The sequence below is a fragment of the Peptostreptococcus sp. genome (assembly GCF_036639115.1).
GTDB lineage: Bacteria > Bacillota > Clostridia > Peptostreptococcales > Peptostreptococcaceae > Peptostreptococcus.
This window is the reverse complement of the sequence record NZ_JAVWJH010000004.1, coordinates 277973-292559: the sequence shown is the minus strand read 5'-3', so window position 1 is coordinate 292559 and position 14587 is coordinate 277973. Positions and strand designations below refer to the sequence as shown.

Sequence of the window (14587 nt, the reverse complement as noted above, 5' to 3'; positions counted from 1 at the left end):
TCGAAATATCTGGCTTGGTTTGTTTGTGGTTTAAACAAGTTTGCTTGTTTAAACAGTTAATTTCAAATGCTTTATTTAAAAAGCTTTATTGAATTAACCTGCTGTTCAATTTTCAAAGTTCATTGTGTGTCGTGTTTCGACGACTTAATTATAGTAACATTTTTAAAAGCTTTTGTCAATACTTTTTTTAAATTTTATTTTTATTAAGTATTTAATCTTTTTAAAATTGTTAGCGCCCTTTTCTTAAGGACAAGTAATAATATACCACCTTATAATTATATTGTCAATGCTTTTTCTATATTTTAGTTTGATTTTTTATAAAATAGATCAATTTATAAGACCTTAATAGAAAGTCAACACACTAAAAAAGCTTTAAATAAGCTATTTAAGAAGCTTATACCATATATGAAAATATTATTGTAAAAATCTCCATCCTCTAATTCTCCTATACTTTTTGGGTACTACTGTATAACGATTTTCCCACACTATGAATATATTTTTATAACACTCATAACTCTATAGCTTTATAATATTCTTGATTTCTGCTCACTAACTTATAGCAGATTGTATCATATTTACTGATTTTCTACTGTATCATTGTTTTACGTTTGATAACCCAACATAGATTTTCCTACATTTACTAATTTTTACTGTGTCCATACTATCTGTTTGATAACCCACATAGATTTTCCTACACTTGCTGACTTTATACTATATCTTTATTTCCTATTCAACAGCCGTACGCAATTTCTATTCAATAGCCCTGCATAAACTTTTTCCTAGCTAGCCTTTTATTTTAATTGTTCTTTCACTACTCTTCATCTTCACAATACTCTAAAATATCACCCGGACTACACTCAAGATATTTACAAATGCTATTCAAAGTAGAGAACCTAACTCCCTTAGATTTTCCAGTTTTTAGTATTGATAGATTCGTACTGCTGATTCCTATCGCTTCCGAGAGCTCCTTCAAAGTCTTTTTTCTTTTAGCCAGCATAACATCTAAATTTACCACTATAGACATCTCCCTGCCCCCTAACATCTCTTATTTTTATCCAATACCTCGTTATCATTCTATCTAGAAAGCTTTATATATCACTTTATATATCACTTTCTAGATAATAAATTCTATTTTGATAAATTAATTCAATATTAAGTAATATATTTTATGCAAAACATAATGAAATACAAAAATAGCTTGAGTAAAACTCCCAAAACTAAAGTCAAAAAATAATATATGCCCAACAGTCAATCTTAAAACCATTGAGCATATTAATTATAAATCACCTTGCTTTCAAATCTTTCAAACAGCTATTACTAATCAATCATATAATTTATAAAAACTAGAAACTTGCCATACAAGATCACAGCAAATCCCTACTGCCAACAAAATATAAATCTTTCAAAGCACTTACTCTATAGGCTTACCACCCATTCCCAACATATCCAAAGATAATCAAGTACTATTTACTATTGCCATTAAATCCCTTCTTGACTATTATCTCTGGGTAATCTATATAAGATATATTCATATCCACGCCACCTTCACTAGTTGATGGTATACCTGCTATCTTTCCCTTGTTTGTGTACTGCCAGACATAGACATTGCCCAGTCCCTTGTAAGCGTGAGACTTGGACTCCCACCTAGCTATCCACAGATCGTATCTAGAAAGCCTAGACATATCCAGCTTGGAATCTAGCCAGTACTTCATAGTATATAGACCCACATAGTAGCCAGCCCTCTCCAGCCTATCCAGAAATGCCACAGCAATATCTGTCCTTTGCCCATTAGTCAAACTTCCCTGACACCTAAAATTCTCCAAATCAAGATAAACAGGATAAGAAAACTTCATCCCCTCCAAAGAATAAAGAAACATATCCGCCTCCTTGATAGCCTCAGAAACATTAGATGCATAACAATACCAGTAGGCACCAACATTTAAATTTGCCCTCACAGCCGAGTTGTAATTTCTCACCCAGTTAGGATCTTCCCCAGTATAGCCCGAACCTGCCTTGATAATAACAAAATCAAGACCATTTTTCTTTGCCAATTCAAAATTACAGATACCATTGTACTTACTAACATCCACACCAAGTCTTTCCATATAATTACCTCCCAAAATTAAAGTAAAACTTATACACATAAAATACTTTTGATAAGGTCATTATATATTTTTTGTCCACAATATCTTACCGTAGTATGTGGAAAGTGTGGAAACTAGCTAAATATTTTGAAAATAAAGCAAAAATAAGATTTCCATATAAAAAAAATAGAAAACCCCAGTAGAGAACTCTATAAAAATATATTATCATCTAGGAAACAGATCTATATATTACAAATCTATATATTACAAACACATATACTATCTAATATATACAGATATTAACAACACACTGATATTAACATTAAAAAAAGAGAGTGCCATATGACACTCCCTTAAATATATTCAAATTATAAGATATCTATCTTGAAAAATCTAAATACTACTTCTTAAATGTATTCTCAACCTTTTCTGATACACTGCCAGTACCACCGATTATATATACATTTTCTATATCACTAGAAGATATATAGCTCTTGATATCCTTTGGTAGGCTATCCTTACGAGTCAATAGTAGTGGTCCCTCATACTTATTGTATAATGTAATAGCAGCTAGACCATCTGGATACTTCTCACCACTTGCAAGAAGAGCATTCTTAGGACTGTTGAAATGCTTTGCAATCTTGGCAGAAGTCTCATATCTATCACGACCAGAATATCTGTATCCAGCAAAAGAATTGTCCATAGAAGTATACCCACCAACTATTATATTCTTGTCGCTCTTTTTGTCTATTCTAGAATCAACATTGTGTCCATCTGTTAGAACAATAGCTCTCTTATCCTTGGCTGCAATAGGACCAGCAGATAGAGCATCAGCAAACTGCTTTCCGTTTACTAATACTGGAGATTCGTTGCTTCCACTAGCTCTAGTGACTTCCTTGTATACTTCCATAGAAGTCTTGTATCTATCTGAACCGCTCAATCTGATTACTTCTCTGTTTTTGTCGTCCTTATTCTTAGATAACTTGAACTCTATCTTATTTGATATACTCTTAGTACCACCTAGTATATAAAGCTTGTCAACCTTCAATCTATCTAGCTCAGCCTTGACATCATCAGCAGTTGAACCTTCACTTACCAATAAAAGAGGTGCCTCGTGAATAGCTGCAAGAGCCCCACCTGATAGAGCATCTGCAAAGTTTTCACCACTAGCTACTACAGCTATATCAGACTTATTATAAGCCTTTTTGCTTAGCTTGATAGCAGTAGAGTATCTGTTGCCGTCACTGTATCTAGTAACCTTAGAATCTATCGGCTTGTCTATATCAGGCTTATCAGTATCTGGCTTGTCTGTATTGCCGTCTGGAAGATTAATAGAATCATTTTCTTGCTCTACACTCAATCTTAATAAAAAGTTGTTTGGATTCTTCAAAGTAATCTCTATGATACCATGATCAGGGAACCAAGGAAGACTGATTGAGTTAGATGAGTCTACAGATATATCTTCTTCAACATATTCGTCATCGTTATACTTTGAATCTCCATTATTATTATTTAGACCATGAGCCTTTATCTTATCATATGTTTCCTGAGTATTATAGTATTTTACTGAAAAATCATTACTTTTATTCTCATTGTTATAAGAGAAACCATCTTCATCTCTAGCACCTAGATTTAATCTAATTCTAGATGATCTAGCATCTGGTCTAATAAATAACTTCTCTATTTTTTCACCACCTATATTTCCAAACACAAAACCTTCATAGATTTTCTCATCTTCATAATCTCCTGTTGCATGGATTTTGTTTTGAGAAAGATCTTCAACTGTCTTTGCTGGTTCAATTGTGTTTTTCCCTAGTAAAGATGCATATACTCTCATATTAAACTTACCAGAAAAAGCTGATTCATTATTAGGGTCTACTATGTTTATATAAGAATTATTAGATAGCTGAGCAAAGTCACAAGGTATGTAAAATCTATATGTAGCCTTGTCAGAATCGTGTGGAACATCATATCTAGCATAATCATTTAATAAGTATGTCTTAGTAGAACCTACAGTTGCGTATAAAGGATCTTTCTTGCTTCTGTCCTTACATACCTTTTCCTCTACATCTAGCATCAAGTAGCCCTTTCCACTAGAATATGGTACATTTTTTAAGTTTACTGTTAGAGGCTTAGACTCAGGCATTTGAGTCTTCGTATCATAATCAACATCTACGCTGACATCAATATTATCAGATACCTTCTCCACTTCCTTATTTCCCCCATCCGTAACTTCACCTTCTTTATTTTCTCTATCCGCCTGAACTACTTTATTATCATTATTAGATACTTCATCAGCAAAAGAAGAAACTGCTGGAAGAGAAGTAAATAAAAAAGTAGCACTCAGCATCATAGCCATTATCTTTTTATTTAAGCTTTTTAACTTCATTGCATTACCTCCATAATCATTATATATCAATTATATCTAATTGGTCTATACTTTTCAATAGTCATTAAATCTAATTAAATTTCTCTAAAAAAAGAGAGTGAGAAACCTCCCACTCTCCAATTTATCTATTAATTGTATATATCTAATCTATTAGATTGTAAATCTTATAAGTCTAGCTTATCAACAACAACCTTCATAACGTCAGAAGATACAACTCCACCTACCTGATAGATATTAGTTCTCTGATTTTCTAATCTACCATCCTTCTTCATTAGGTCTACCTGGTCATTAGTTAACTTCTTACCAGTAAGAACTATTGGTGCATCTATAGAAGCTGCAAATGCTCCTGAAGTCTGAGCATCTACTAGATAATCATTTTCTCCTGAAGCAAAGATAGCTCCGTCAACAGTTATCTTTTCAGAATCTTTCTTATCGTTATTATTTCTGTAAAATTCTTTTACAACTTCTACATTTGTATCATATCTATTAACTCCGGCAACTCTTGAAATATTTTTAACTACAATATTTGCATCCTTCATTACCTGAGTTGAAAGAGATTTTTCTCCACCTATTAAATAAGCATTTTTCACGTTACCTAAATCTTTCTCTATGAAATCTCTAGTAGATCTAGATATACCATTCTGAGAAACAACTAATATAGGACTCACCTGCATAACCTTACCATCTTTATTCTTAGATTGCTTTAAAACAGCCACTTGTGGTTCTTCGTTTGGCTTTTCAGAAGACTTTTCAGAAGGCTTTGAAGCCACTGCAGAAGCAGACATCGCATCCGCAGCTCCATCTCTACCAATTATAAACAATCTATTATTAACCTGACCATCATAGTTTAGTCTTTTAGCCACTTCAAGAGATGTTGCCATTCTATCGTTTCCACTTACCCTTACAACTACAGCATTAAACTTGTCTTCTAACTGCTTAACAACCTTAGCTGGTACAGATTTTTCTCCACCTACTATGTAAACAGTCTTTCTGTTTAAGTCATCACAAGCTCTATCTATTTCCTTAAGAGTTGCACTGCTTAAACCATCTTTTTCATCAGCTAATAATATTGGAGCATTCTTAGCTGATGCTAGAGGAGCTGCTGCTAGACCATCTAGCTGAGCCTTTCCACCTACTATTACTACTGAATCAGCCTCGTCAGCACCAAACTGTTCTTCAGAAACAGCTATAGCAGTAGCATATCTATTAGATCCTGCTAACTTATTGAAATGTCCTGATACCACTTCTTGAGTTCCCTTTAAATCACGAAGTACATCATATAGGTCTCTTTGTTTGTCACCCTTTATAACAAATTGAAGTGTCTTCTTAATAGCTTCGTCATTTGCATCCTTAACCTTAACATCAAATGTAAGCTTGTATCCACTTCCATCTTTATCTATCTTAGCAGTATTCAACAATATATCTTCAGAATTTGAAGTTTGAAGAACATAGTTAACTCCTCTGAAATTAAACTTATAAGGTTTATCTTTAGCGTTTATTATGCTATTAACAAAATCCTTACCTTCAGAATTGTATCCACCTTCTCTAGTGTAGATATTGCTAAGCTCAAGTGCTTCTTCTGTCACATCCTGTAGTTTATAAGAATCAGTATCTCCATTAGGTATATCTAACTCAACTTCCTTATTATCCTTGTTATCTATAGTCTCGAAGTTTGTTATTTTGTCCATAACATCCTGAGTAACTATTGGTTCATCCTTATCATTGAATAGTCTGAACTCCTTATCGTCCTTGTCAAGCCCCTTCTTAAGGTCAAAAGCTATATCGTTTACATCAAGAGTATATTCCTGACCACTTGTAAGCTTAACTTCTATCTTTGTAACAGCATCTTCAATTTTAGCGCCATCTTTTTGTTTTTTGTCATCAACATACTTTGTATCTTTTCCATTTAGCTTCATTGATTCAACAAAAGTAGCCTTATCTTCATTATTTTTTCTTGCCATATTATAAAGCTTATTAGCAGTTTCTGTTAAAGATACTTCTTGATCATTTTCATATAAACTCTTATTTTCACTATCCTTAATAGTAGAAACATAATGTTTCTGATCAGTAGTCTTTATAGAGCTTCCATCATCATGTCCCTTATCTACTATAGAAACTCTCACATTTTCTGATAGGTTTGATTCTAAAAGTGTAGAAAGCTTTGTAGCATCATCTACTACATACCAATCTGTAGCCTTGTTAGTTATAGCCTTGTTAGTTATAGCCTTTTCACCATCTACTACATCGATAGAAAATTCTTCAAACTTTCCATATTCACTATTTACAAGAGATTTAAATCCTGCTCTTTCAATTGATTTTGGAGTAGCACCATTAACAAGAACCATATACTTAGAATTTAAGTAATCCTTTGCTAGTGATGAACCAGTTGGTATAGTTATACCATTAGCCTTACTGTTATCATACTTATCATTTAGTGCCTTTCTTGCCTCATCAACTATCTTCTGTGAAGATGCGTCGTGATTAGTTACATCGGCATTTGCTATTGCTGGTGCAACAGTTGTTACTGCAGTTGCAGCAGCCATTAAAACAGCTATTTGTTTCTTCATTTTTATCATTCCTCCCAAACATATTATTCAATTACATTTCAATCGCGTTAATTGTTTTGTACAAATGACAAAACAACCTTTACACTTCTCACACTCTAATATTATTACAAAACTGTAATAATTTCAAGTGGTTTTCGAAAAAATTGTGCTTTTTCATGTATTTTAGCCTTTTTTTTATCAATATTTTTCTTCAACCGTACTTTATTATACATTACTATTATTAATATTTCAACATTTTACGCAAAAAAAATGCTATCTCTGGCAATATTTTTAGAGATAGCATTATTTTTGTTGTTTTTCTAAACTTTAATTCAAAGTTCATCTAAATTTCAATTTAAATTCTAACCTTTTTTCGCTTATTGCAACTTTATTATTCATTCTTCTTAAGTTCTTTTTTTCTTTTTTTCTGGTAGTCTTTTAAGTATTTTTCTACTTCTTCTTCTCTCATAGTATATTCTCTACCTTTTTGACCTTTTTTCTTATCAAGGTCGATCACTATATAAGTTTTTGAGTTTTTCTTTTTTCTTATAAAGAGTTTGTTTCCTTGTTTTTCAAGTAGTTCTTTGTGTTGATCGTCCATTATTTCTGCCAACTCTGCAAACAATCTCAGATATGTCTGATCTTTATTGTCTCGAACCTTGGAGATGTATCTTCTCACTTGTTCTGGACATTTCTCTATCAGTACTGCTATTTCCTTGTCTGTCATGTCATATTTTTCATTGAGCATTTTGGCTGTGTGCATACATATGTTTTGTCTGATTTGCCTTTGACTGTCTATGTATATTCTCCCCCCTTGGAATTCTCCAAGTACAGCTGTAATGATTTCTGCGACATCTTCTAGAGACGGATTGGAGAATCTAATAACAGATAGTACTATTATTTCTAGATTGCCGAAGTATTTTTTAGCTTCTTTGAGTACTTTTCTACTGTCAGTTTCTCTTTGTGATAGTAATGCCTCTGAATTGAGTATATCTCTAAATACTATTTCTGGGTCTTTAGATGATATATTCTTGTAGTTTTTTATGACCTTGCCACCCAGGAGACTCAGCATACTCAATATTCTCAGTATATCTACATCACCTATGATCTGGGCTATAGAGTCTTTAGTGATGAATTTGTCTTCTTTGCTATAATCTCTCTGTTCTTCTAGTATACTATTTTCTACTAGGCTTTCTAAGGCGCTGTTTGTGTAAGTCATAATTACCTCCAAGTTGTTAAGCCTCTGGGAAGATGCGCTCTCCCCAGAAACTATTTTTTATATTATTTAGCCTCAATTATTCTTGCCAAGTCAGATATACATGTTGTCAATTGATCTATCTTCATCTCCATTCTCACCAGTAGGTAAACAGATATCGTAATCGGAAATCCCACGTTTTGTATTATAGATATTATAGTTTTGCTATCCATATTTTACCGCCCATTTCTCTATTATTCTGTTTTGAGTTTTATTTTTAATCTTTATTGTTTTGATCTTTATTGTTTTGATCTTTATTATTAAATGACTCTAAACTACGGATTTACTCGTCTATATTTTCTATAAGCCAAGATTAAACTTTTTTACAGAAGTATCTACTATGCTTGCATCTTCTATTGCTTCTATCTTCATTCCAGATGGATTGATGATATTTTTTTCTATTATCATGTTCATAATCTTTTTGATTTCCTCTTCTGTAATATCTTCACGAGGGTTTTTAAGAACTAAATTATAATTCTTCTGATCAATTCTTTTAAATTTTAGCTGTAATGTTTTTGCGTTTTCCATATTGTGTATCCTTTCTTTTTATTATGATACAATTTTCTAAATTTTTAAATAGTTTTAGACGTTTTTTTATTAAATATCATATTTTTTTCTATATTCAATCGTTTTACTATCTATTTGTTTGAATTTTGGACTCTTATCTTTTATTTCCTTCTATCCTTCTATATATTATTCAACTTTTCGGATTCTTACTATGATACTTACTTACTTTTGCTTGGTTATACTTTTCTATTATATTCATATATTGATAGACTATCTCTATAGTTATCTTTTATATATGTATTTAGACGGATATGTATCCTATCTATTTATACTCCTCTACTAAACGCAAGCTTTCATAGTTTTATATACTTTAATCCCCTAATACTTATGCATCTACTACTATTTCGCTTTGTAACTTGTGTATAGCTATCAATGGAAGGCTTTGTAAAGATGCCAATTCATTTGCCAACTGATATATATCATCGTCACTTGCACCTTTATTGATATTTTTAATTGATAGGCTTATTGATTTTCTCTTTCCAGTATTTGTCTCGCCCTTGCTAAATACCATCTTTAAAGTTATTTCCTTATCTTCTAGCTTTGCCATACTTATTACCTCCTTATAATTTGTTTTTCGCTGCAGCTTTTTTTTGATTGTAAGATACCCTTCTTACAATTACTATTATATCTAGCTTGGAGCTGATCTATTACCGAAGCATGTGGAAATAAAAAAGAAGCCAAATAATATTATTTGGCTTCTAAAATGTTTGAAATGCTTGTTTTTTAAAATTATTTTTATATTTATTTGTTGATATTTGCCATGTTATGTAGCTTGATCAAATAGCTATAGACTTTATACTAGGATATCTTGAGATTGACCTTCTTGGATTCTCTCATTACCTGTATCTTGAAGTCCTTGCCTTGATTGTATTCGTACATCTTCTTACTTACGTCACCCATATTCTTGATGTCCTTGCCGTCTATATTGACTACTATATCTCCTGGTTTGATTCCAGCCTTTTCAGCCATCGATCCGCTCTGTACTGATTTGACTACTACTCCATTTTCTACTCCTAGATCCTGTCCAGTATAAGATACATATGTCTTAACATCTAGTCCTGTGATTCCTAGTACTGGCTTTTTGTAGTCTTTGTTCTCTATTACCTTTTGAACTATTGTCTTGGCAGTGTTTATTGGGATAGAGAATCCTAGGTTGTCTGCATTTGCCTTTACAGTGTTTATACCTATTACTTGACCTTCCTGATTTAGTAGAGGTCCTCCGCTATTTCCAGGGTTGATACTTGCATCTGTCTGTATTAGTCCTGACATGTTAGTGTTTTCTGTAGATACGTCTCTGTTTAGACCACTTACTATTCCCTGTGTTACAGAAGTCATCAGATCTGTTCCTAGAGGATTACCGATTGCTATTGCTATATCCCCTACCTTGACTTCATCACTATTTCCTAGTTCTGCTGGCACTAGACCTCTCTTGTCTACCTTTACTACAGCAAGATCAAGCGTAGTATCATGCCAAACCACATCTCCTACTGTTGACTTACCTTCTTCATATATTACCTTAACATTTTTTGCTGCACCATCACCGACCACGTGAGCATTAGTTAGGATGTATCCTCTCTTGTCTACTACAAATCCTGTACCACTTCCCTGTACAGTCTGCTTTACATTGAAGAAGTTGTCTTCTTGTATAGTTTCTGATATTATACCTACCACTGATGGAGATGCCTTCTCTGCCACTGCCTGGTATACATTCTGATTCTTCGTTTCACCTGAGTTTACTATCTTTACATTGTTTTGTTGCTCTTTTGCATTTGCAGGTTTATCTTTCATCATATTAAAGGTAAGAACGCTGCTGGCTATTGATGATATCAAGGCTACCACTATCACACTTATTATCGTTTTTGTTTTCATTAAATTCATCCTTTCATTTATATGTTTTTGTTTTTTTAGATTATCTAGATTATATAAGTATTTTCTTAAAACAAACTTAAAAAAATCTTTAGGATAAATTAAGACTATCCCTACAATTGAGCACTTTTTAAATGGTTTTTTAGTGGATTTACATTACTTTGTACTTTAAAATATATTATTATAATTTAAAATATATTTTAAAAGGAAAAAGGGACCTATTAAATCAATAAGTCCCCCCTTTATTTCTTTCATATTCTTTTGTTTTTTCAATCTAATTTTGATTTGTAAATCAATTCATTTTTAAGAATTTATTATGCATCTTAATTAGATTTTTTATTATAATTATTTTATAGTAATTTTAGCTAATTGATTTTTTACATAAATCAAAGCCTTATTTTGTTTTATTTTATTCAATGTTTTATTTTATTCAATGTCTAATCATTCTAAGCTTTAAGATATCCATTTGATATGAGATAAAGTTAAGCTTTTATATTTTAAACATATTATATACTCTATTACTCTATTATAATCTTGCTTCTAACTTTGCCTTTTCTTCTTCATATCCTGGCTTGCCTAATAGAGCGAACATATTCTTCTTATATGCCTCTACCCCTGGTTGATTGAAAGGATTTACTCCCAACATACATCCACTTAGACCACATGCTATCTCAAAGAAGTACACCATCTGACCAAATGTATATTCGTCTAGTTCTTTGACATTTAGTACTAGATTTGGAACTTGTCCATCAGTATGTGCTAGCAATGTTCCTTCAAATGCTTTGTGGTTTACATAGTCTACAGTTCTACCTGCAAGATAGTTCAGCCCATCTAGGTCTTCCTTATCTGGTTTGATTTCAAGATCTCTTCTAGGTTTTTCAACATTGATTACTGTTTCAAATATAAATCTTCTACCATCTTGTATGTACTGTCCCATGGAATGTAGATCTGTAGAGAAGTTTACAGACGCAGGGAATATCCCTCTATTGTCCTTTCCTTCACTTTCTCCAAATAGCTGCTTCCACCATTCTGAGAAGTACTGAAGCTGTGGTTCATAATTGACCATTAGTTCAGTCTCTTTACCTTTTCTTTGAAGTACAGTTCTCGCTACTGCATATTGATATGCTTCATTCTTTGATAGATCATCTGTAGAGTACTCTTCCCTTGCATCTGCAGCGCCTTTCATCATAGAGTCTATATCAAAGCCCGCCGCTGCTATTGGAAGTAGTCCTACTGCTGTAAGAACCGAAAATCTTCCCCCGACATCATCAGGAATGACGAATGTTTCATAGCCCTCAGCATTTGCTAGAGTTCTCAGTGCCCCCTTTGATGAATCAGTTGTAGCATATATTCTTTTTGCAGCTTCTTTCTTGCCATATTTTGCTTCTAGATTTTCCTTAAATATTCTAAATGCAAGAGCTGGCTCTGTAGTAGTTCCTGATTTAGAGATTATATTAACTGAGTAATCTCTATCTCCTATTACATCTACTAGATCCAACAGATATGATGAGCTAATACTGTTACCTGCAAAATATACTTCTGGAGCATTTCTATCTTCCTTCTTTAGATTGTTCTTAAATGCACTTCCAAACATTTCCAAAGCAGCCTTTGCTCCTAGGTAAGAGCCACCTATACCTATTACTACCAATACATCTGAATCTGACTTAATCTTTTCTGCTGACTTTTTGATTCTTGCAAATTCTTTCTTGTCATAATCTACTGGAAGGTTTATCCATCCTAAAAAATCATTTCCCAAAACTTTGCCTTCATGAAGTAAATTATGTGCCACACTCACGAATGGCTGCATTGCCTCAATTTCTCTCTTTTCAACAAATGTTTCTGCCTTACTAAAATCAAATCTTAAATTACTCATAACACTCTCCTTACTCATATCGATTCATCTTTGCCATAATCACATAGCACCAAAATTGTCTTCTTTCTTATTATTACCCATCATTAACAGACTTTATTGATATATTCAGTATATTGTGAATATATCATAATTAAAGACCGTCTAAGGTATATTATAACACTTTTTAGAAGTTTTTATTTGTAATTTCTGTGCTTTTTGATATTTTTTGGAGTTTTTTGAAAATTGTCAGTATTATTAAATATTTCTTGGAGAGAACTTTTCTATTATCTTTTCTGCACACTTTATTCCGTCAACTGCTGCTGTTACTATGCCTCCAGCATATCCTGCACCCTCTCCACAAGGATATAAGTTGCCTACGTTTACTGATTCAAGTGTTTCATAATCTCTCTTTATTCTTATTGGTGAAGACGATCTAGTTTCTATACCAGTTAATACCGCATCTTCCATAGCAAATCCATGAAGCTTATGATCTAACTTTCTTATTCCGTCTCTCATTGCTTCCACTACAAAGTCTGGTAGACAAAGAGAAAGATCAGTCATAGTTATTCCAGGCTTATATGAAGGATTTACAGTTTTGATAGATGTAGAAGCCCTTCCTTCTAAGAAGTCTCCAACTAACTGAACTGGTGCATTATAGTTTTTTCCACCTAATTCATATGCCATTTTTTCATATTTTTCCTGATATTCGACACCTGCTAAAGGACTATCTGATTCAAAGTCTGATGTTTCTATATTTACTAATAGTCCACTATTCGCATTTTCCAAGTCTCTTGCATGTTCGCTCATTCCATTAATTACTAGCTGACCCTCAGTACTAGCAGAGGCTATTACACTTCCACCTGGACACATACAGAATGTATACACGCTTCTTCCGTTATCTGCATGAGCTGTCAATCTATAGTCTGCTGCTCCTAGCTTTGGATGATCTGCAAATTTTCCATACTGTGTTTTGTTTATCATTTCCTGAGGATGCTCTATTCTAGCTCCCATTGCGAAAGGTTTTTGTTCCATTTCAACACCACTTTTGTATAGACTTCTATATGTATCTCTAGAACTGTGTCCTATTGCTAATATTACGTGTTGAGTAGGAAGTACCTCATTATCGTTGATTACAACCGCTACTACCTTGCCATCTTCAATCTGTATATCTGTTACCTGAGAATTAAATCTTACCTCTGCTCCAAGACTGATCATTTCTTCTCTCATATTCTTAATGACACCCTTTAGTATATCTGTACCAACGTGTGGTTTATGAGAGTATTGGATATCTTCCGGTGCTCCAAAATTTATAAATTCAGATAAAACTTTCTCACATCTTATATCCTTTAATCTTGTAGTTAGCTTTCCATCTGAGAAAGTACCTGCGCCTCCTTCTCCAAACTGAACATTGGAGTTTGCCTTTAGCTTTCCATCCTTCCAGAACTCGTCTATATCATTAGTTCTAGTATCTACATCTGCTCCTCTTTCCAATAAAATTGGTGAGTAGCCTCTCTGTGTTAGTAGTAATGCTGCAAATAAACCTGCTGGACCTGAACCAATTATTACTGGTCTATGCTCTAAAGCTTCACTACCTACCTTTATATCTCTATACTTATTCGTTTTGATTTCTACGCAATCCTTAGGATTGAACTTCATAAATCTTTTTTCATTTTTCAATTTTATATCTACTGTGTATACTAGGCTAATATTACTATTTTTCTTTCTAGCATCTATTGATTCTTTGTATATACTGTAATATTTAATTTCATTATCCTTTATCTTTAACTTCTTACAAAGTTTTTCTCTAACCAACTCTATTGAATCGTCTATATCTATCTTTATATTTGATACTCTTAACATATTTTCTCCTTCTCTACTTAACCTTATGTTCTCTACTTAACACTATGTTTTTGTCTGTATGTTTCACTTTACTACCTTACTATCTTTACATCTTTATATCATTGCTATCTTTTATATACCTACTATCTCTATATCCTTACTATCTTTACATCATTGCTATTTTTATAT

The 14587-nt window shown here is 32.8% G+C and carries 11 protein-coding genes; all 11 read right to left on the bottom strand.

The window, feature by feature from the left end:
- Positions 1-811 precede the first annotated feature (811 nt).
- The 11 genes from RR561_RS06960 to RR561_RS06910 all read right to left on the bottom strand — a co-directional run bounded on the left by RR561_RS06960 (position 812) and on the right by RR561_RS06910 (position 14419).
- Positions 812-1024: a helix-turn-helix domain-containing protein gene (locus RR561_RS06960; RefSeq protein WP_106777468.1), complete on the bottom strand. Its 213-nt coding sequence runs from the start codon at positions 1022-1024 to the stop codon at positions 812-814.
- 439 nt (positions 1025-1463) lie between these two features.
- Positions 1464-2105, bottom strand: a complete 642-nt coding sequence (locus tag RR561_RS06955) for a glycoside hydrolase family 25 protein (protein ID WP_170062475.1) — start codon at positions 2103-2105, stop codon at positions 1464-1466.
- 379 nt (positions 2106-2484) lie between these two features.
- On the bottom strand, positions 2485-4473 hold the full coding sequence (locus RR561_RS06950) for a cell wall-binding repeat-containing protein (RefSeq protein ID WP_332506853.1): 1989 nt from the start codon (positions 4471-4473) through the stop codon (positions 2485-2487).
- A gap of 164 nt (positions 4474-4637) precedes the next feature.
- Entirely contained in the window at positions 4638-7040 is a 2403-nt protein-coding gene (locus RR561_RS06945) for a cell wall-binding repeat-containing protein (protein WP_332506850.1), read from the bottom strand.
- A gap of 370 nt (positions 7041-7410) precedes the next feature.
- Entirely contained in the window at positions 7411-8238 is an 828-nt protein-coding gene (locus RR561_RS06940; RefSeq protein WP_332506849.1) for a hypothetical protein, read from the bottom strand.
- Positions 8239-8300: 62 nt separating this feature from the next.
- Positions 8301-8447 carry a YvrJ family protein gene (locus tag RR561_RS06935; RefSeq protein WP_332506848.1) on the bottom strand — a complete coding sequence of 49 codons (147 nt, stop codon included), beginning with the start codon at positions 8445-8447 and terminating at the stop codon, positions 8301-8303.
- 127 nt (positions 8448-8574) lie between these two features.
- Positions 8575-8802 (bottom strand): DUF2922 domain-containing protein, encoded by a 228-nt coding sequence (locus RR561_RS06930; RefSeq protein ID WP_332506846.1) that lies wholly within the window; start codon positions 8800-8802, stop codon positions 8575-8577.
- A 364-nt stretch (positions 8803-9166) separates the two neighbouring features.
- Positions 9167-9388, bottom strand: coding sequence for a DUF1659 domain-containing protein (locus RR561_RS06925; protein WP_332506844.1), 222 nt, complete (start codon positions 9386-9388; stop codon positions 9167-9169).
- A 251-nt stretch (positions 9389-9639) separates the two neighbouring features.
- On the bottom strand, positions 9640-10710 hold the full coding sequence (locus RR561_RS06920; RefSeq protein WP_332506843.1) for a S1C family serine protease: 1071 nt from the start codon (positions 10708-10710) through the stop codon (positions 9640-9642).
- Positions 10711-11233: 523 nt separating this feature from the next.
- Positions 11234-12580, bottom strand: coding sequence for a glucose-6-phosphate isomerase (locus RR561_RS06915; RefSeq protein WP_332506842.1), 1347 nt, complete (start codon positions 12578-12580; stop codon positions 11234-11236).
- Positions 12581-12814: 234 nt separating this feature from the next.
- The gene (locus RR561_RS06910) at positions 12815-14419 is read right to left on the bottom strand and encodes an NAD(P)/FAD-dependent oxidoreductase (RefSeq protein ID WP_332506841.1); all 1605 of its coding nucleotides are present in this window, start codon (positions 14417-14419) and stop codon (positions 12815-12817) included.
- Positions 14420-14587 lie beyond the last annotated feature (168 nt).